The 17408-nt window shown below is 71.1% G+C and carries 16 protein-coding genes; 12 read left to right on the forward strand and 4 right to left on the reverse strand.

The features are described 5' to 3' along the window. Positions 1–30 precede the first annotated feature (30 nt). Both ACF09J_RS20910 and ACF09J_RS20915 read right to left on the reverse strand, forming a co-directional pair. Positions 31–1842 carry a phosphatidylglycerol lysyltransferase domain-containing protein gene (locus ACF09J_RS20910; RefSeq protein WP_392306951.1) on the reverse strand — a complete coding sequence of 604 codons (1812 nt, stop codon included), beginning with the start codon at positions 1840–1842 and terminating at the stop codon, positions 31–33. 230 nt (positions 1843–2072) lie between these two features. After that, positions 2073–2423, reverse strand: coding sequence for a hypothetical protein (locus tag ACF09J_RS20915; RefSeq protein WP_392306952.1), 351 nt, complete (start codon positions 2421–2423; stop codon positions 2073–2075). Positions 2424–2711: 288 nt separating this feature from the next. Between ACF09J_RS20915 and ACF09J_RS20920 the strand changes: the two genes are divergently transcribed. From ACF09J_RS20920 to ACF09J_RS20950, 7 genes are all read left to right on the forward strand, one after another. Then, positions 2712–2915, forward strand: coding sequence for a cold-shock protein (locus tag ACF09J_RS20920; protein WP_023544341.1), 204 nt, complete (start codon positions 2712–2714; stop codon positions 2913–2915). An 88-nt stretch (positions 2916–3003) separates the two neighbouring features. Beyond that, positions 3004–4767, forward strand: coding sequence for a DEAD/DEAH box helicase (locus ACF09J_RS20925; RefSeq protein ID WP_392306953.1), 1764 nt, complete (start codon positions 3004–3006; stop codon positions 4765–4767). Positions 4768–5023: 256 nt separating this feature from the next. Further along, on the forward strand, positions 5024–5701 hold the full coding sequence (locus tag ACF09J_RS20930) for a GAP family protein (RefSeq protein ID WP_392306954.1): 678 nt from the start codon (positions 5024–5026) through the stop codon (positions 5699–5701). 131 nt (positions 5702–5832) lie between these two features. After that, the gene (locus tag ACF09J_RS20935; protein WP_392306955.1) at positions 5833–6045 is read left to right on the forward strand and encodes a ferredoxin; all 213 of its coding nucleotides are present in this window, start codon (positions 5833–5835) and stop codon (positions 6043–6045) included. Beyond that, on the forward strand, positions 6032–7390 hold the full coding sequence (locus ACF09J_RS20940; RefSeq protein ID WP_392306956.1) for an NAD(P)/FAD-dependent oxidoreductase: 1359 nt from the start codon (positions 6032–6034) through the stop codon (positions 7388–7390). Before ACF09J_RS20935 ends, ACF09J_RS20940 begins: the two co-directional genes overlap by 14 nt. 42 nt (positions 7391–7432) lie before the next feature. Continuing rightward, the gene (locus tag ACF09J_RS20945) at positions 7433–8635 is read left to right on the forward strand and encodes a cytochrome P450 (protein WP_392306957.1); all 1203 of its coding nucleotides are present in this window, start codon (positions 7433–7435) and stop codon (positions 8633–8635) included. A gap of 18 nt (positions 8636–8653) precedes the next feature. Further along, entirely contained in the window at positions 8654–9493 is an 840-nt protein-coding gene (locus tag ACF09J_RS20950; protein WP_392306958.1) for an SDR family oxidoreductase, read from the forward strand. A 7-nt stretch (positions 9494–9500) separates the two neighbouring features. Here the strand turns inward: ACF09J_RS20950 and ACF09J_RS20955 are convergent, their stop codons facing one another. Both ACF09J_RS20955 and ACF09J_RS20960 read right to left on the reverse strand, forming a co-directional pair. Continuing rightward, positions 9501–11321, reverse strand: a complete 1821-nt coding sequence (locus tag ACF09J_RS20955; RefSeq protein ID WP_392307177.1) for a glycoside hydrolase family 15 protein — start codon at positions 11319–11321, stop codon at positions 9501–9503. 177 nt (positions 11322–11498) lie between these two features. Beyond that, complete coding sequence (locus ACF09J_RS20960) at positions 11499–12137, reverse strand: hypothetical protein (protein WP_392306959.1); 639 nt, start codon at positions 12135–12137, stop codon at positions 11499–11501. 340 nt (positions 12138–12477) lie between these two features. Between ACF09J_RS20960 and hemL the strand changes: the two genes are divergently transcribed. From hemL to ACF09J_RS20985, 5 genes are all read left to right on the forward strand, one after another. Continuing rightward, positions 12478–13794, forward strand: a complete 1317-nt coding sequence (gene hemL, locus ACF09J_RS20965) for a glutamate-1-semialdehyde 2,1-aminomutase (RefSeq protein WP_392306960.1) — start codon at positions 12478–12480, stop codon at positions 13792–13794. Beyond that, a complete protein-coding gene (locus ACF09J_RS20970; protein ID WP_392306961.1) occupies positions 13791–14492 on the forward strand; it encodes a histidine phosphatase family protein in 702 nt (233 codons plus the stop codon). Before hemL ends, ACF09J_RS20970 begins: the two co-directional genes overlap by 4 nt. Before the next feature lie 117 nt (positions 14493–14609). Continuing rightward, on the forward strand, positions 14610–15908 hold the full coding sequence (locus ACF09J_RS20975) for a hypothetical protein (protein ID WP_392306962.1): 1299 nt from the start codon (positions 14610–14612) through the stop codon (positions 15906–15908). A 66-nt stretch (positions 15909–15974) separates the two neighbouring features. Further along, positions 15975–16640 (forward strand): TlpA family protein disulfide reductase, encoded by a 666-nt coding sequence (locus tag ACF09J_RS20980; RefSeq protein WP_392306963.1) that lies wholly within the window; start codon positions 15975–15977, stop codon positions 16638–16640. A gap of 6 nt (positions 16641–16646) precedes the next feature. Next, entirely contained in the window at positions 16647–17408 is a 762-nt protein-coding gene (locus ACF09J_RS20985; protein WP_392306964.1) for a cytochrome c biogenesis CcdA family protein, read from the forward strand.

Below are 17408 nucleotides of genomic sequence, written 5' to 3' on the forward strand. Positions count from 1 at the left end.
ACGCTCCGAAGGCGCCTCGCTCAGGCTCGGTCAGGACGGTGTGCCGGTGTACTTCCCGGCCGGGTGGTGCTCCCTGCGGCGGGTGAGGGACGGCAGGGCGGGCGGGGTGAGGAAGCCCTCGGCGCGGGCGCTGGCGAGGCCGATGCGCGGGATGTCGCCGCTCTTGGCGAACAGCAGGAAGCGGGGCTCCCAGACCGGCCGGTACTTGGCGTTGGCGCGGTACAGCGACTCGATCTGCCACCAGCGGGAGAAGAAGGTGAGCACCGAACGCCACAGCCGCAGCACCGGCCCGGCGCCGAGCCGTGCCCCGCGCTCGAAGACCGAGCGGAACATGGCGAAGTTCAGCGACACCCGCCGCACCCCGAACTCCTCGGCGCGCAGCAGCAGTTCGACCACCATGAACTCCATCAGGCCGTTCTCGCCCTCGCGGTCGCGGCGCATCAGGTCCAGCGAAAGCCCGAGCTCGCCCCACGGGACGAAGCTCAGCAGCGCCCGCGGCACCCCGTCGGCGTCCCGGCACTCCAGCATCACGCAGCGGCCGTCCGCCGGATCGCCCAGCCGCCCGAGCGCCATGGAGAAGCCGCGCTCGGTGGCGCCGTCGCGCCAGCGGTCGGCGCGCTCGACGAGCAGCGCCATCTCGTCGTCGGGGATGTCCTCGTGCCGGCGGACGCACACGGTGTAGCCGGCCCTGCGGACCCGGTTGTGGGCCTGCCGCACGACGCGCATGGCGCGCCCCTCGAGGCTGAAGTCGGCGACGTCGACGACGGCCTCGTCGCCCAGTTCGAGGGCGTCCAGGCCGTGCCGGGCGTAGATCGTGCCGGCCTCCTCGCTCGCGCCCATCACGGCGGGCGTCCAGGCGTGCCGGCGGGCCTCGGCCAGCCAGGCGTCGATGGCGCCGGGCCATGCCTCCGGGTCGCCGATGGGGTCGCCGGAGGCCAGGCTGACCCCGCCGACGACGCGGTAGGCGACGGCGGCCTTGCCGGTGGGGGAGAAGATCGCGGCCTTGTCGCGGCGGAGTGCGAAGTAGCCCAGGGAGTCTCGTTCGCCGTGCCTGTCGAGCAGTTCGCGCAGCCTTTTCTCGTCCTCCTCGCCGAGCAGGGCGCGGCCGCGTGGGGAGCGGAAGCAGGCGTACAGGACCAGCAGGAAGGTCGCCGCCATCGCGACGTTGATGGTGATGTCGACCCAGTGGGGCGCGTGCACGGCCGGTACCCGGTCGGCGAGCGGGCCGACGCTGACGCCGCGCAGCAGGACGTAGACGATCCGCTCGGCCAGGGAGGCGCCGCCGTGCGCCTTGTTGGTGGCGTCCACCAGCAAGGTGCCGAGGCCCCCGCCGACGAGGAGGCCACCGGCGCCGACAGCGAGGGCCAGCCTCGGGTTGGAGCGGTCGCCGACGGCGTGGAACTCGCGCCGGCCGATCAGCAGCGCGGTCACGAAGAGGCCGGTGAGCGCGGCGGAGACCCAGTTGAAGACGTGGTCGTTGAACCGGTCCTGGGTCAGCGCGAGGACGTAGAGGATGAAGAGGGGACCGGCGAGCAGCAGGTTGAACGCCCAGGCGGCGCGTTTGCGGCGCCGCATCACCACGGCGAGGAACAGCGCGAGGGCCGCCGAGACCAGGCCGGCGGTGGCCAGGTACGGGGTGAAGAAATCACCGCCGTTGTGCTCGTGGACCTCCTCGCGGAACGGCAGGGAGAGCACCGCGACGATGTTGAGCACCGCGAGCAGCCGCAGGTACCAGACGGTGGCCGCGGCGGCGCCGGCCCGTAGCCGGGGGCTCGGCGAGGGATGTGCGGGGGCGCCGGGGTCACGCTGGGCGGGGACGAGGAGCGACTGATGTGCGGGCATGGGTGACACGTCACCTCGGAGCGGGCCGGACAAACCGGCGGGGACGGAACAGGCGGGGGACCGGGGGGCCTTCGGGGACAGCCGGACGGGCGAGCGGTCGTACGTCCGTGCCGATGGCGCCGACCCTACGTTCTGTAGGGTAACGGGGCCCGATCGGCTCCTTGTCCGCAGTGTGTCCGGAAAAGGTAAGGAAAGGGAACGAAGACGCCGGGCGGGCCGGATCCGGGGCCCTACTCGGTGGGAAGTGACGCGGGTGCGCGCCGGCCCTCGGCGGGAGCGGGGTGGCGCGGGCCGCCGCCCGCGGCCGCGCGCCTGCGGGACGCCGTCAGCAGCCAGGCCAGATTGCCCACCGCCGCTCCGGCCGCCACCGTGGCGACGATCACCCCGGCGGTGGCGAACCCGGCCCGGAACAGCCGCGGCCGCGGGTTGAGGCTGTGCAGCCCGAAGCCGCACAGCAGATAGACCCCGACGGCGGCGGCGGTGAGGCTGACGACGAGCAGGACGACGGTCGGCCCGAGCCCGCCCTGCGCGTTCTGCCCGGGCGAAGCACCGGGCCGCCCCGTACCGCGTGCTTCCTGCATGGGTCCCCCGTCGGTGGTTGAATGGCGAGCCGACCCCCTACAGTACGTAGGGCCGCTGCCGGAGGGAAACCCGTTCGGTCACCGGCCGTGTCCGGCCGCAACGCCCTCGTCACCTTCGGGCGTGCCACGATGATCCGGCACGGGCTCGCCGGACTGTGCTAGGGTTTTCACGTTGCAGTTGTGGTACCCATGAACCTATGTGCGCCTGACGGGAATGTTTCTCACAGGCGCATTATTTGTTTTTCCGGCATCTCCGGATGGGGCCTCTGCCTACAGAAGGAGAGAGTCATGGCACAGGGAACCGTGAAGTGGTTCAACGCCGAAAAGGGTTTCGGCTTCATTCAGCAGGACGGCGGCGGCCCCGACGTCTTCGCCCACTACTCGAACATCGCGACCCAGGGCTTCCGTGAGCTCCAGGAGGGTCAGCGGGTCAGCTTCGACGTCACGCAGGGCCAGAAGGGCCCGCAGGCGGAGAACATCGTCCCCGCCTGATCGCCGGGCGCGTATCTGCTCACCGGGGTCGGCACCACATGGTGCGGACCCCGGTTTGTGCTGTTTCGAGGAAGGCAGACTCCACCGCATGTCCCGCAGACCCCAGAAGCCGAACCACCGGCGCGCCTCGGCACGTCCCTCGTCGCCCTCGTCGCCGTCGGCGCCGAGAGAATTCCGGCTGCCGGAAGGTACGACACCCGCTCTTCCCGCCGTCGAGGACTTCGCCGCTCTGGACATGCCCGCGGAGCTGCTGAAGACCCTCACCGCGCAGGGCGTGACCACGCCCTTCCCCATCCAGGCCGCCACGCTCCCCAACTCCCTCGCCGGCCGTGACATGCTGGGGCGGGGACGTACCGGTTCCGGCAAGACGCTCGCGTTCGGGCTGGCGCTTTTGGCGCGTACGGCCGGACTGCGCGCGGAGTCCAAGGCGCCCCTCGCGCTGGTGCTGGTGCCCACCCGTGAACTCGCCCAGCAGGTCACGGACGCGCTGACCCCCTACGCGACGTCGGTGGACGTGCGCCTCGCCACCGTGGTCGGGGGGCTGTCCATCACGAAACAGGCCGGTGCGCTGCGGCGCGGCGCCGAGGTGCTGGTGGCGACCCCCGGCAGGCTGAACGACCTCGTGGAACGCGGGGACTGCGTGCTCGGCGACGTACGCATCACCGTGCTGGACGAGGCCGACCAGATGACCGACATGGGCTTCCTGCCGCAGATCACCAAGCTGATCCAGCAGGTGCGGACCGACGGGCAGCGCATGCTCTTCTCGGCCACCTTGGACCGCAACATCGACCGCCTGGTGCAGCGGTTCCTGACCGACCCGGTGGTGCACTCCGTGGACCCGTCCGCGGGCGCGGTGACCACCATGGAGCACCACGTGCTCCACGTTCAGGACGAGACCGACAAGAAGGCGGTCACCACGCGCATCGCGGCCCGTGACGGCCGGGTCATCCTCTTCCTCGACACCAAGAGGTCCGCCGACCGGCTCGCCAAGCGCCTCCTCGCCGTCGGGGTCCGCGCGGCGGCACTGCACGGCGGCCGCTCCCAGCCGCAGCGCAACCGCACCCTGGAGCAGTTCAAGAACGGCCAGGTCACCGCGTTGGTGGCGACGAACGTCGCGGCCCGGGGCATACACGTCGACGACCTCGACCTCGTGGTGAACGTCGATCCCCCGGCCGACCACAAGGACTACCTCCACCGGGGCGGCCGCACGGCTCGCGCCGGCGGTTCCGGCAGCGTGGTCACGCTGGTCCTGCCCGAGCAGAAGCGTGATGTCACCCGGCTCATGTCGGACGCGGGCATCCGCCCCCGGACGGCGAGCATCAGGTCGAGCGACGCGGAACTGTCCACCCTCACCGGCGCCCGCGAGCCGTCCGGCGTGGCCGTCACCATCGAGGTCCCCCAGCCCCCGGCACCGCCGGCGTCCGGCACCGAGCCCGGCAGGCGACCTGGTCGCCGACGCCGCAACGGCGGCGGGAGCGGGAGCGGCCCGGCGAAGGGCGCCGCGACCGGTACGGGCGGCCGGGGCCGCCGTGCCTCGGCCGGCGCGGCCGGGACCGCCGGGGCGACAGCGGCCGGTACGGCCGGTGGCGCCTCCGCGTCGGGGTCGGGCGGGCGCGGTGGCGCTGCCCGCAGGGCGGGAGCAGGCGGAGCCAAGAGCGGCGCCGCCGGTACGGGCGGCCGCGGCGCCTCCACCGCCGGTGGCCGCGGTTCCGACCGCCGGACCGCGCCCGGCTCCGCCTCCGGCACACCGGCCCGCGGCTCCGGCCGCCGCCCGGCGGCCGGGGGAGCCACGCGCGGCTCGTCCGGCACGGGCGGCCGCGGTTCCGACCGCCGCGGCTCCGCCACCCAGTAGGGCACGACCGCGGCGCCTCGTAGCGCGCCTGAGTCCCGGTCGTCGAGGTCACGCCCCCCGCTGGGCGTCGGCCTCGGCGACCCGTGCCTCGATGGGTGGTCAGGTCATCCGTTCGCCGCCGGCCGATGGCTGCCGGGCTCGCGGGCCGCCACGATGGCGAAGAGGGCTGCGCCCGTACCGCGTAGAGACATGCCGGCGTCAATCCGTCCGACACGGGCAGTCCGCTCGGGATCACCGTCTCTCCCCGGAGGCCGCAGTGGGACACGCTGTCGGTGATGTACTGGGCCTGGCGGCGGGTGTTGCCATCAGCCCACTCCCGATCGTGGCGATCATCCTCGTCCTGGCCACTGGGCAGGGGCGCCTCAACGGGCCGCTGTTCGCCCTCGGCTGGGTGCTGGGGCTCGCGGTGCTCGGCGCCGTCATGCTGGCCGTCGGCGGCACGGGCGGAGCCTCGGCCCACAAGCACCCGGCCACCTGGGTCGGCGCTCTCAAACTCGCTCTGGGCGCGCTCCTCGTCCTGTTCGGCGTCCGTCAATGGCGGCGCCGCCCCCAAGACGCCTCACAGGCGCGGCTCCCGAAGTGGATGGCGGCGATCGACCGCTTCACCCCCGTCAAGGTCCTCGGCCTCGCGTTGCTGCTTTCGGCGGCCAATCTCAAGAACGCGCCCCTGACCATTGCCGCGGGTGCCTCGATCAGCTCTGCCGGGCTCCCCGTGCCACAGCAGATCGGAACGCTCGCGATCTTCGTGGTCATCGCCTCCCTCGGAGTGCTGGCACCACTCGCCGTCTACCTGGTGATGGGCGAACGCGCCCACAGCATCCTCGGCAACTGGCGGGACTGGGCCGCGCAGCACAACGTGGCCGTTCTGGCCGTCCTGTTCTCCGTGCTCGGCCTCAAGCTCCTGGGCGACGGCATCAGCATCCTCGCCACCTGAGCTCGACACGGGGTCTCGCAGCCGACGAAGCACAGGTGGAGGCCACCGCGCCAGCGGCCACCGTGCGAGCCTGCGACGCCCGGCCCATGCTGTAGGGGAGGGGGTGGGCCGCGACAGAGGGAGTGGTGGGGATGCGAACCGTTGTGGACCTCACGCGCTGTCAGGGCTATGCGCAGTGCGTGTTCCTCGCACCCAGGATGTTCGAACTGCACGGCGAGGAAGGGCTCCTGTACACCACGGCCATCCCCGACGACCAGGCCGAGCGCGTGCGCCAGGCCGCGGCGGCCTGTCCGGTCCAGGCCATCCTCGTGGGCGAGGAGGTGAACCCCGATGGCGGCCGGTGATCTCAGGGACGGCCGCGTCGTCGTCGTCGGCGCTTCGCTGGCCGGGCTGAGGGCCGCGGAGACGCTGCGCGAGAAGGGCTTCACCGGCTCGCTCACCGTGGTCGGGGACGAGCCCCATCCGCCCTACGACCGGCCGCCACTGTCGAAGCAGGTACTGCTCGGACAGGCGACGCCGGACACCACCGAGCTGCCGATGCGCCGGAACCCGGACGCCGAGTGGCGGCTGGGAGTGGCCGCCACCGGTCTTGACCCCCTGGAGAAGCGGGTACTGCTGGCCGACGGTGAGTCGTTGCCGTACGACCGGCTGCTGATCGCCACCGGGACCCGGGCGCGGCCCTGGCCCAATCCGGCGGAGGGCGCCCTGGACGGGGTTCTCACCCTGCGCACGCGTGAGGACGCCGCAGGACTGGCCGAGCGGCTGGCCGCCGGGCCGGAGCGGGTGCTGGTGATCGGCGCCGGCTTCACGGGTTCGGAGATCGCCTCGGCCTGCCGGGAGCGAGGACTGGACGTCACGGTCGCCGAACGCGGCCCCGCACCCCTGGTGGGCGCCCTCGGTGGCACGCTGTCGAAGCTCGCGGCCGTCATGCACCGCAACCACGGCGTGGACCTGCGCACCGGGGTGACGGTCACCGCCCTGCGCGGAAACGGCAGCTTCACCGGCGCGGACCTGTCCGACGGCACGCGTGTCGACGCGGACGTGTGCGTCGTGGCGCTGGGGGCGGTCCGCAACGTCGAGTGGCTGGCGGAGTCCGGGCTGGCGGCGGGCCCGCGGGGGATCGCCTGCGACGCCGGATGCCGCGCCTTCGACATGTACGGAATCGTCACCGACGACATCTTCGTGGCCGGCGACGTCTCCCGCTTCCCGCACCCCCTGTTCGGCTACCAGCTGCTCTCCCTGGAGCACTGGGGAAACGCGGTCGAGCAGGCCGAGGTGGCGGCCCACAACATGGTCAGTCCCGGGCCTCTGCGGCGCCCGCACCTGGCCGTCCCGACGTTCTGGTCGACCCAGTTCGGGCTCAACATCAAGTCCGTGGGCGTACCGACCTACTCCGACCACGTGGTCATCGCCCAGGGCTCTCTGGAGGCGCGCCGTCTGGCGATGGTCTACGGCTACCAGGGCCGGGTCACCGCCGCGGTCACCGTCGACATGGCCAAGTCGCTCGACTACTACCGGCACCTGATCGAGACGGCCGCGCCCTTCCCGCCCCCGCCCGGTGCGGCGGACCGTGCGATCGCGGCCGATGTCCCGATCCCGTCCGACGTGCCGGATCCGAAGGGGCTCTCCCACGGCCCCACCGTGGCGCTCACCGGCTATCTTCCCGACCGCCGACTGACCGTGGTGTAGCCACGGGCCGACGCACGTCCCGTCCAACGACGAGGGGCCATCATGGACTCCGAGACCTTGCTGGCACGGATCACCGACTACGCCACCCGCCCCGACCCCTACCCGCTGTACGCGGAACTCCGCGAGGCCGGACCCGTGGTGCGGCAGGCGGACGGCAGCTGTCTGGTCGGCACCTACCACGAGATCGCCGCTCTGCTCCACGACCCGCGGATGAGTGTCGATCCCCGCACCCGTGGCGAGGCGGCACAACGTGGCGAGGCGACACACAAGCCGCCCTTCCTGCGGCTCGACGACCCGGAGCACCACAGGCTCCGCACCCTGGCCATGCGGCCGTTCGGGCCGCCGCACAGCCCGGACCGGGTCGATGCCATGCGCGGGGAGATCGACCGGATCACGAAGGAGCTGATGGAGCCCTTGGAGGCCGGCGGGCAGATCGACATCGTCGACGATTTCGCCTACCCGCTGCCCGTCGCGGTGATCTGCCGCCTGCTGGGCGTGCCGCGCGAGGACGAGCCGCTGTTCCGGGCCTGGTCCGACGCTCTGGTCACGGCCGCCGACGTCAGGCCCGAGGAGGACACCACCGACATGGACAAGGCGGGCGAGCAGGCGCGGGTCGAGATGGGCGGGTACCTGGTGAACCTGGCCGAGCAGCGCCGTGGCCGCCCGGGCGACGACATGCTCTCCGCCTTCGTCAACGAGCCGGATCCGGCCCTGCGGCTCACCCAGGAGGAACTCGCGGAGACCGCCGTGCTGCTGCTCATCGCGGGACACGAGACCACGGTCAACCTGATCACCAACGGGGTGCTCACCCTGCTGCGCCGGCCCGAGCATCTGGACCGTCTGCGCGGCGACCCCGGCCTGCTGCCGCGAGCGGTGGAGGAACTACTGCGGTACGAACCACCGGTCCACATGCGCGAGCGCATCCCCCGCGACGACATCGACGTGGCGGGCACCGTGCTCCCCAGGGGCACATCCGTCGTCCTCGCGCTGGCCTCGGGCAACCGCGACCCCAAACGGTTCCCCGACCCCGACCGGTTCGACCCCGCACGCCCGGACGTCGAGCACCTCGGCTTCGGCGGTGGCATTCACCTGTGCTTCGGCGGCCCCCTGGCCCGTCTGGAGGCCCAGGCCGCGCTCGGCGCGCTGATCCCCCGCCTGGGCACGGCGCGCCTGGTCCAGGACCCGCCTCCCTACCGGCAGAGCGCCATGCTTCGCGGTCCGCGCCACCTGCCCGTCCAGCTCTGACCGAGGAGGGAGACCGGGGTGAGCGTGTCTCAGGGAGCCCCTCGGGGTGTCATTCCCGCGCATCTGCTGAAAGGCCAGAAGGCACTGGTCACCGGCGCGAACTCGGGCATCGGCAGGGCGACGGCCATCGGCCTGGGACGCGCCGGAGCCGACGTGGTCGTCAACTACGTCGCCGGGCGCGAGGAGGCCGAGCAGGTGGTCGAGGAGATCTCCGGGTTCGGAGTGCGCGCGATGGCGTGCGAGGCCGATGTGTCCCAGGAGGACCAGGTCGTCGCGATGGTCGAACGGATGGTCAAGGAGTTCGGGACCATCGACATCCTCGTGGCCAACGCCGGGCTGCAGCGCGACGCTTCGTTCACCGAGATGACGACGGCCCAGTGGCAGAAGGTGCTGGACGTCAACCTCACCGGGCAGTTCCTGTGCGCCCGGGAGGCGACGAAGGAGTTTCTGAGAAGGGGGGTCGTCCCCGAGGTGTCGCGAGCCGCCGGGAAGATCATCTGCATGAGCTCGGTGCACCAGCTCATCCCTTGGGCCGGGCACGTCAACTACGCGGCCTCCAAGGGCGGCGTGCAGATGATGATGGAGACGCTCGCCCAGGAGCTCGCACCCCACGGGGTCAGGGTCAACGCCATTGCTCCGGGAGCCATCAGGACGCCCATCAATCGCAGCGCCTGGAACACTCCCGATGCCGAGAGGGATCTGCTGGGGCTGATTCCGTACGGGCGCGTCGGTGATCCGGAGGACATCGCCCACGCGGCCGTCGGGCTCGCCTCGGACCTCATGGACTACGTGGTGGGCACCACGCTCTACGTGGACGGCGGCATGACCCTCTTCCCGGGCTTCGCCACCGGCGGCTGAGTGGTCGTCAGTCGCGCTGCTGGTCGAGGGCGTCGTCCAGCGTGGTGGCGGCCATGATCAGCGACAGATGCGTGAAGGCCTGCGGGAAGTTGCCCAGTTGCTCGCCAGTGGGGCCGATCTCCTCGGCGAACAGGCCGACGTGGTTGGCGTAGGTCTGCATCTTCTCGAAGGCATAGCGCGCCAGACGGATCCGCCCGGCGCGCGCAAGAGCGTCCACATAGAGGAAGGTGCAGAGGCTGAACGTGCCTTCGGAGCCCCGCAGACCGTCCGGGGAGGCCTCGGGGTCGTAGCGGTAGACCAGGCTGTCCGACACCAGCCTGCGCTCCATCGCGTCCAGGGTCGACAGCCAGCTCAGCGTCCTGGGGGCCAGGAACCCGACGCGCGGAACGAGCAGCAGCGAAGCGTCGAGGACATCGCTTCCGTAGTGCTGGACGAGCGCCTGCTCCTTCTCGTTCCAGCCCCGCTCCATCACCTGTTCGAGGATCGCGTCGCGAGCCGCGGTCCAACGAGGAGCGTCGGCGGGGCGGCTGTAGTCTCTCGCCAGGCGCAGCCCCCGGTCGAAGGCCACCCAGGACATCACCCGGCTGAAGGTGTAGTCCTGGCGCCCGCCCCGGGTCTCCCAGACGCCCTCGTCGGGGCGGTCCCAGGAATCCGCCAGCCAGTCCAGCGCCCGCGCGACGTTCTTCCAGCCGTGGTAGCTGCCTCCCCTGGCGACCTCATGCCCCTCCGACAGGGCATAGAGCGCCTCCCCGTAGATGTCGAGCTGCAACTGGCCGGCCGCGGCGTTCCCCACCCGCACCGGATACGAACCCCGGTAGCCCTCGAAGTGCGAGAGGACCTCTTCCGGCAGCTCGGGATCCCCGTCGACGCGGTACATGATCTGCAGCGGCTCGCCGTCGACGCCCTCCCCGGCCTGGAGGCGGTCGCCCATCCAGTGCGTGAACTGCGCCGCCTCCTCGGCGAACCCCAGGTCGAGGAGGGCGCGCACGGACAGGGAGCCGTCGCGGACCCAGGTGTAGCGGTAGTCCCAGTTGCGTTCGCCCCCGATCTGCTCGGGCAGACCCATGGTGGCGGCGGCGATGGGAGCACCTGTGGGGGCGTAGGTGAGCAGCTTGAGCGTGATGGCGGAGCGGTGCACCACACCCGGCCACCGCCCGCGGTACCGGGAGTGGCGCACCCAGCGCTGCCAGAAATCCACCACGTCCCAGAACCGTTCCATCGCACGGTCCGGGGTGACCGGCGGCGGGATGTCACCGTCGGGCCCGCCGACGGTGAACACCGCCGCGGCCACTTCACCCGGCCTAAGGGTCACCGCACCCCGCACGTCCCTGCCGTCCTGTTGCAGGGGGAAGGTGCTTTGCAGATGGGCGGTGACGTCCGGTGCCCGGAACGTGGCGGTCCCGTCGTCGCGCACATCGAGATGGTGGGTGGCACGGCCGTAGTCGAAGCGCGGACGGCACTCCAGAGTGAAGTGCACCGTGCCGCGCACCGCCCGCACGCCGCGTATCAGCACATGCCTGTCCGTGGGGGTGCCGGTGCGATCCGGTGGCATGCAGTCGAAGACCTCGCCGACCCCGTCCGGCGACATGAACCGGGTGACCAGAACCGCGGTGTCGGGGTAGTAGAGCTGCTTGTACGTGGTGTTCCGGCTCTCCGGCGCGAACAGGAAGTGGCCGCCGCGGTCGTGGTCGAGCAGGGCGGCGAAGACAGTGGGCGAGTCGAACCGAGGAGCGGCGAACCAGTCGATGACGCCCCGGGACGACACCAGAGCAGCGGTTTGCAGGTCGCCGACGAGGCCGTGGTCGGCGATGGGCGGGTAACGATCCATGATCATCTCGCTTCCCTGATGCCATTGCTTCCACTGTCCGCCCTGTGCGAGGAGGTCGCCACGGGATGCGGCACGGGGGGCGAGGGGGATGCGACGGCCGCCGTCAGGGGGTGAAAACACCGGCACATGACGAGGGCGGGACCCGAAAGCCCCGCCCGAACCGCATGGAACCCCTGATCAGGGCCACACCAGGCAATACGGCTGATGCCCCGCCTCATGGAGTCGGTGTGAGAAGTCCTGCCACTCGTGCAGGAGCTGGTACACGTTGAACGCGTCGCGGGGGCCGCCGCGGTCCGGGACCGTGGACCAGATGAAGGCGGCCGCGCCGACCGCCTCCTCGCCGATGTCGCGCAGGGGGTCCACCGCGGTGGTCGGGAGTTTCACGACCGCGTAGTCGGGGTGCAGGACGACCAGCTCCAGCGGCGGCACCTTGTGCAGGGGCACGCCCTCGATGCCGGTCAGCACCATGGCGGCCATCGTCTCCGGCTTGATCTTGGTGAACATGCCGCCCATGCCGAGCTCGTCGCCACCGAGTTCCTCGGGGCGCATCGAGATCGGGACGCGGGCCGCCGTCGCGCCGTCGGGCGCGCCGAAATACTTGTACGTCACCCCCACCCGACCACCATTCCTGCTCCCTGCCCCCAGCAGCTCGGCCCGGCGGTCGCCTCGCCGGTCGCTCCGCTCGGACTCACTCGGTACATCCCGTGCCTGGCGTGCTTCGCCCGCTTCCTCAGCGTCGCGTCGGTGCCTTCCCCGCCGGGCACGTCGAGGACCCAGGCCGTCAGTCCCCTCGCCCAGTCCGCCACCGCGATGCATATCTCCACCCGACTGCTTTTCTAGGACGCGTCGCCCCCGCCGCGCAACCCGATCATCGTGTCAGTGACCTCCCCCGCGGCCGCCCGCCGAAACGTGCGCCGAACCATCTGCCCGCGGGATCTCAGCGGCCCCCGACACGACCCTTCGCTTGTTCATACGTACGCGGAGCCCAGTTTCGCAGATGGGCCGCCGGGAATCCGCGAATCCGCCGCTCGTCGTGCCCGGAACCGGCCGGGCCGGCCGCTCCGCCCCCGGTCCGCCGCCTTGGCTGGCCTACCCTGAACAGGTCACAGCCCACCGTATTCGGAGAACCCCCGAGAAGTCGGAGAAGTCGCAGGTCATGAGCGAACTGCCCTATCCCTACGAAGCCCCTGTCTCGCAGGCGCTGTTCGACCGTGCGGCGGCCGTCACGCCCGGCGGTGTGAACTCGCCGGTGCGCGCCTTCCGCGCCGTGGGCGGCACGCCCCGGTTCATGGTCTCCGGCAGCGGTCCGTACCTGAAGGACGCCGACGGCCGGGAGTACGTCGACCTCGTGTGCTCCTGGGGTCCGATGATCCTCGGGCACGCGCACCCCGAGGTGATCGCCGCCGTGCAGGAGGCGGTCGCGCACGGCACCTCCTTCGGGACGCCCGGTGAGGGCGAGGTCGCGCTCGCCGAGGAGATGGTGGACCGGGTCGGCCCGCTGGAGCGGGTGCGGCTGGTCTCCAGCGGCACCGAGGCCACCATGTCCGCGATCCGGCTCGCCCGCGGGTTCACCCGGCGGTCCAAGGTGATCAAGTTCGCCGGGTGCTACCACGGGCACGTCGACTCCCTCCTCGCCGCGGCCGGGTCGGGCGTCGCCACCTTCGCCCTGCCCGACACCCCCGGCGTCACCGGCGCCCAGGCCGGCGACACGATCGTGCTGCCCTACAACGACGCCGACGCGGTGCGTGCCGCCTTCGCCGCGCACCCCGGCGAGATCGCCTGCGTGATCACCGAGGCCTCCCCGGGCAACATGGGCGTGGTGCCGCCGCTGCCCGGTTTCAACCAGCAGCTCAAGGACCTCTGCGCGGCGAACGGCGCCCTGTACATCTCCGACGAGGTCATGACGGGCTTCCGCACCAGCCGCGCCGGGTGGTACGGCGTCGACGGGGTCGAGCCCGACCTGATGACCTTCGGGAAGGTGATGGGCGGCGGGTTCCCGGCCGCCGCGTTCGGCGGGCGCGCCGACGTCATGGCGCACCTCGCCCCCGCCGGGCCCGTCTACCAGGCCGGCACCCTCTCCGGGAATCCCGTCGCCACCGCCGCCGGGCTCGCCCAGCTCCGCCTGCTCGACGACGCCGCGTACACGACGGTCGACTCCGTCTCACGGCAGATCCAGGCCATGGTCTCCGAGGCGCTGACCAAGGAGGGCGTGGCGCACACCCTGCAGAACGCCTCCAACATGTTCTCGGTGTTCTTCACGGACCGCCCGGTGCGGGACTACGAGGACGCCAAGGCGCAGGAGTCGTACCGCTTCACCGCCTTCTTCCACGCGATGCTGGCGAACGGCGTCTACCTGCCGCCCTCGTCCTTCGAGTCCTGGTTCGTCTCCACCGCGCACGACGAGACGGCACTCCAGCGGATCGCCGACGCCCTTCCGGCGGCGGCCCGTGCGGCTGCGGAGGCGACGGCATGAGCGAGACCCCCGAGAAGAGCGGCCGGGACGACATCACGGTCGTCCACCTGATGCGCCACGGCGAGGTCGAGAACCCGGACGGGATCCTGTACGGGCGGCTGCCCGGCTATCACCTGTCCGAACTGGGCCGGAAGATGGCCGAGCGGGTCGCCGAGCACCTCGCCCCCCGCGACATCACCCATGTCGTGGCCTCCCCGCTGGAGCGGGCGCAGGAGACGGCGACGCCGATAGCGAAGGCGCACGGACTCGACCTGGCCACCGACGAGCGGCTGATCGAGGCGGACAACGTCTTCCAGGGCAAGACCTTCGGCATGGGCGACGGCGCGCTGCGCCGGCCCGCCAACTGGAAGCACGTGGTCAACCCCTTCAAGCCGTCCTGGGGCGAGCCCTACATCGACCAGGTGGTGCGCATGATGGGCGCGCTGAACGCGGCGAAGGACAAGGCACGCGGTCACGAGGCGGTGCTCGTCAGCCACCAGCTCCCGATCTGGATCGTGCGCTCCTACGTCGAGCGGCGGCGGCTGTGGCACGACCCGCGCAAGCGGCAGTGCACGCTCGCCTCGCTGACGACGTTCACCTACCGGGGCGACCGGATCGTCTCCGTCGGCTACACCGAGCCGGCCCGCGATCTGGTGCCGGCCCATCTCCTCGCGGGCGCCAAGCCGGTGAAGGGGCAGGGCAAGGCGTTCGGCGCGTAGGAGCGCGCCCTGCCTTTGTGTTTGTTGTGAATTTCATATTGGTTCGCGGAACCCCTGCGTTCGTCACTGCCTCTGAGTGAGTGACCATCGGCGGCAGTGACGAATCGGGGATCTTTCATGCGCACCTTCCCCCGAAGGGGAATACTCGGCCTCGGCGTGGGCGCCGCGGCCGCCGCCGGGCTCGCGGGCTGCGGCACCGACAAGTCCCCGCACCCCGGCCGCGCCGCCGCCTCACCCAGCGCGAACACGCCCACCCCGAGCGCGCCCACGACACCTCCCGCGCGTCCCATCGGCGACGGCTCGACCTCGTTCACCGGCAAGCAGCCGCGCCAGCCGGCCGCGCCGGTCCCGCTGGAGCCGGGCGAGACCCCGCCGCAGTTCGTCGTCTTCTCCTGGGACGGGGCCGGCGAGGTCGGCAACGGCCTCTTCCCGCGCTTCCTGGACCTCGCCAAGGAGCACGAGGCGCACATGACCTTCTTCCTCTCCGGGCTCTATCTGCTGCCGGAGTCGAAGAAGCGCCTGTACGACCCGCCGAACAACCCGCGCGGCGCCTCCGACATCGGCTACCTGACCGACGACCACGTCAAGGCCACGCTCACCAACGTCCGCCGCGCCTGGCTGGAAGGCCACGAGATCGGCACCCACTTCAACGGCCACTTCTGCTCCGGCCGCGGCACGGTCGCGAACTGGACGCCCAAGCAGTGGCGCAGCGAGATCGACCAGGCCAAGTCCTTCGTGAAGCAGTGGCGGACCAACACCGGCTGGAGCGATCTGCCCGCCCTGCCCTTCGACTACGACAAGGAACTCGTCGGCGGCCGCACCCCCTGCCTGCTCGGCCAGAACCAGTTGCTGCCCACCGCCCGCGAACTCGGCTGGCGCTACGACGCCTCCTCGCCCGGCGGCCGCCAGACGTGGCCGGACAAGCGGCTGGGCATCTGGGACCTGCCGCTGCAGCAAGTGCCCTTCCCCGGACGCCGCTTCGAGGTCCTCTCGATGGACTACAACATGCTGGCCAACCAGTCCCTCAACTCCACCAACGCGCCCGCCCACAACTACCCGGGCTGGCGCAAGCAGTCCGCGCAGGCCTACATCCAGGGCTTCAGGCGGGCGCTCGAGACAAACCGGGCACCGTACTTCATAGGCAACCACTTCGAACAGTGGAACGGCGGCATCTACATGGACTCCGTCGAGGAGGCCTTCAAGCACATCGCGCGGGAGAAGGAGAAGGGCGCCGACGTGCGCATGGTCTCCTTCCGGCAGTTCGTCGACTGGATGGACGTGCAGAAGCCGGAGGTGCTCGCCAAGCTGCGCACCCTCGATGTCGGGCAGCGGCCGACGGGCGGCTGGAAGGAGTTCCTCGGGGACGCCCCCGGCGCCGGCACGCCCAGCGCGGGGGATCCTTCGAAGGCCGCCTGAAATGCGGTTTTCCGGCCGTGAGGGGGGTGTGCAAGATCTTCGGAAGGGGCATGCGAAACTTTTCACATGAGTGCCGTCAGTCGTGCCCCCCAGTGCTCGAACCGGGCGAACCGCACACCCCGTCCGCACCGCACGCGTCCGAGCCGCGTCCGTGGCCGCGCCGCCCTGCTCGCCGCCGGGAGCGCCGCGCTGGCACTCACCCTGTCCGCCTGCGGCTCCGGCGGCACCTCCGGCGGCTCGGGCAACACCAACTTCATCACCGGCGCCGACGGCATCGCGACCGTGCCGAAGGCCGACCGCAAGCCCGCCCCCGACCTGTCCGGCAGGACTCTCGAGGGCAAGCAGCTCGACATGGCCGCGTACAAGGGCAAGGTCGTCGTCCTGAACGTCTGGGGCTCCTGGTGCTCGCCGTGCCGCGCCGAGGCGCCCAACCTGGTCAAGGTGGCCAAGGACAACGCCGGCAAGGACGTGCAGTTCGTCGGCATCAACACGCGTGATTCCAGCACGGGACCGGCCCTCGCGTTCGAGAAGCAGTTCGACGTGCCGTACCCGAGCCTGTACGACCCGGCCGGCAAGCTCATGCTCCGCTTCCAGAAGGGCACCCTGAACCCGCAGATGATCCCCACCACGATCATCGTCGACAGGGACGGGAAGATCGCCGCACGCGCCCTCCAGGCGCTCAGCGAGAACAAGCTGCGCAGGATGCTCGACCCGGTCGTCGCGGAGAAGTGAGCAGCCGTGCTACTGGCCGCAGTCACTGATCCCAATCAGACGGTGTCCAGCGGAGCCCTGCTGCTCGCGCTGCCCATCGCCGTACTCGGCGGGCTCGTCTCCTTCTTCTCCCCCTGCGTCCTGCCGCTCGTCCCCGGCTACCTGTCGTATGTGACAGGTGTCACCGGAACCGATCTGGCCGAGGCCCGGCGCGGACGGATGGCCGTCGGCGCCGCCCTCTTCGTCCTCGGCTTCACCGTGGTCTTCGTCTCCGGCGGGGCGCTGTTCGGGTTCTTCGGGCAGACCCTCCAGGAGTACAAGGGCATCCTGTCCAAGGTGCTGGGCGTGCTCATGATCCTCATGGGCGTCTTCTTCATGGGCCTGATGCCCTGGCTGACCCAGCGTGAGTTCCGCTTCCACACGCGTCCCACCACGGGCCTGGTGGGCGCACCCGTTCTCGGGGCCCTGTTCGGAGTCGGCTGGACCCCGTGCATCGGCCCGACCCTCGCCTCCGTCGTGGCGCTCTCCTCCGCCCAGGCCAGCGCCGGGCGCGGCGCCCTGCTGACCGTCGCCTACTGCGCCGGTCTCGGCATCCCGTTCGTGCTCACCGCGATCGCCTTCCGCAAGGCGCTGGGAGCCTTCGGCTGGGTCAAGCGCCACTATGTCTGGGTGATGCGCGTCGGCGGCACGATGATGATCGTGACCGGCGTGCTGCTGCTGACCGGCGCCTGGGACCGGCTGGTGCAGGAGATGCAGACGTGGTCCACCGGCTTCACTGTGGGGATCTGA

The organism is Streptomyces sp. NPDC014889 (assembly GCF_043081205.1).
Lineage (GTDB): Bacteria > Actinomycetota > Actinomycetes > Streptomycetales > Streptomycetaceae > Streptomyces.

Bases quoted from the DNA above. Each gene is read 5' to 3' on its own strand.
- ACF09J_RS20910 (WP_392306951.1), bottom strand. From the start codon at position 1,842: ATGCCCGCACATCAGTCGCTCCTCGTCCCCGCCCAGCGTGACCCCGGC.
- ACF09J_RS20915 (WP_392306952.1), bottom strand. From the start codon at position 2,423: ATGCAGGAAGCACGCGGTACGGGGCGGCCCGGTGCTTCGCCCGGGCAG.
- ACF09J_RS20920 (WP_023544341.1), top strand. From the start codon at position 2,712: ATGGCACAGGGAACCGTGAAGTGGTTCAACGCCGAAAAGGGTTTCGGC.
- ACF09J_RS20925 (WP_392306953.1), top strand. From the start codon at position 3,004: ATGTCCCGCAGACCCCAGAAGCCGAACCACCGGCGCGCCTCGGCACGT.
- ACF09J_RS20935 (WP_392306955.1), top strand. From the start codon at position 5,833: ATGCGAACCGTTGTGGACCTCACGCGCTGTCAGGGCTATGCGCAGTGC.
- ACF09J_RS20940 (WP_392306956.1), top strand. From the start codon at position 6,032: ATGGCGGCCGGTGATCTCAGGGACGGCCGCGTCGTCGTCGTCGGCGCT.
- ACF09J_RS20945 (WP_392306957.1), top strand. From the start codon at position 7,433: ATGGACTCCGAGACCTTGCTGGCACGGATCACCGACTACGCCACCCGC.
- ACF09J_RS20955 (WP_392307177.1), bottom strand. From the start codon at position 11,321: ATGGATCGTTACCCGCCCATCGCCGACCACGGCCTCGTCGGCGACCTG.
- ACF09J_RS20960 (WP_392306959.1), bottom strand. From the start codon at position 12,137: ATGCATCGCGGTGGCGGACTGGGCGAGGGGACTGACGGCCTGGGTCCT.
- hemL (WP_392306960.1), top strand. From the start codon at position 12,478: ATGAGCGAACTGCCCTATCCCTACGAAGCCCCTGTCTCGCAGGCGCTG.
- ACF09J_RS20970 (WP_392306961.1), top strand. From the start codon at position 13,791: ATGAGCGAGACCCCCGAGAAGAGCGGCCGGGACGACATCACGGTCGTC.
- ACF09J_RS20975 (WP_392306962.1), top strand. From the start codon at position 14,610: ATGCGCACCTTCCCCCGAAGGGGAATACTCGGCCTCGGCGTGGGCGCC.
- ACF09J_RS20980 (WP_392306963.1), top strand. From the start codon at position 15,975: ATGAGTGCCGTCAGTCGTGCCCCCCAGTGCTCGAACCGGGCGAACCGC.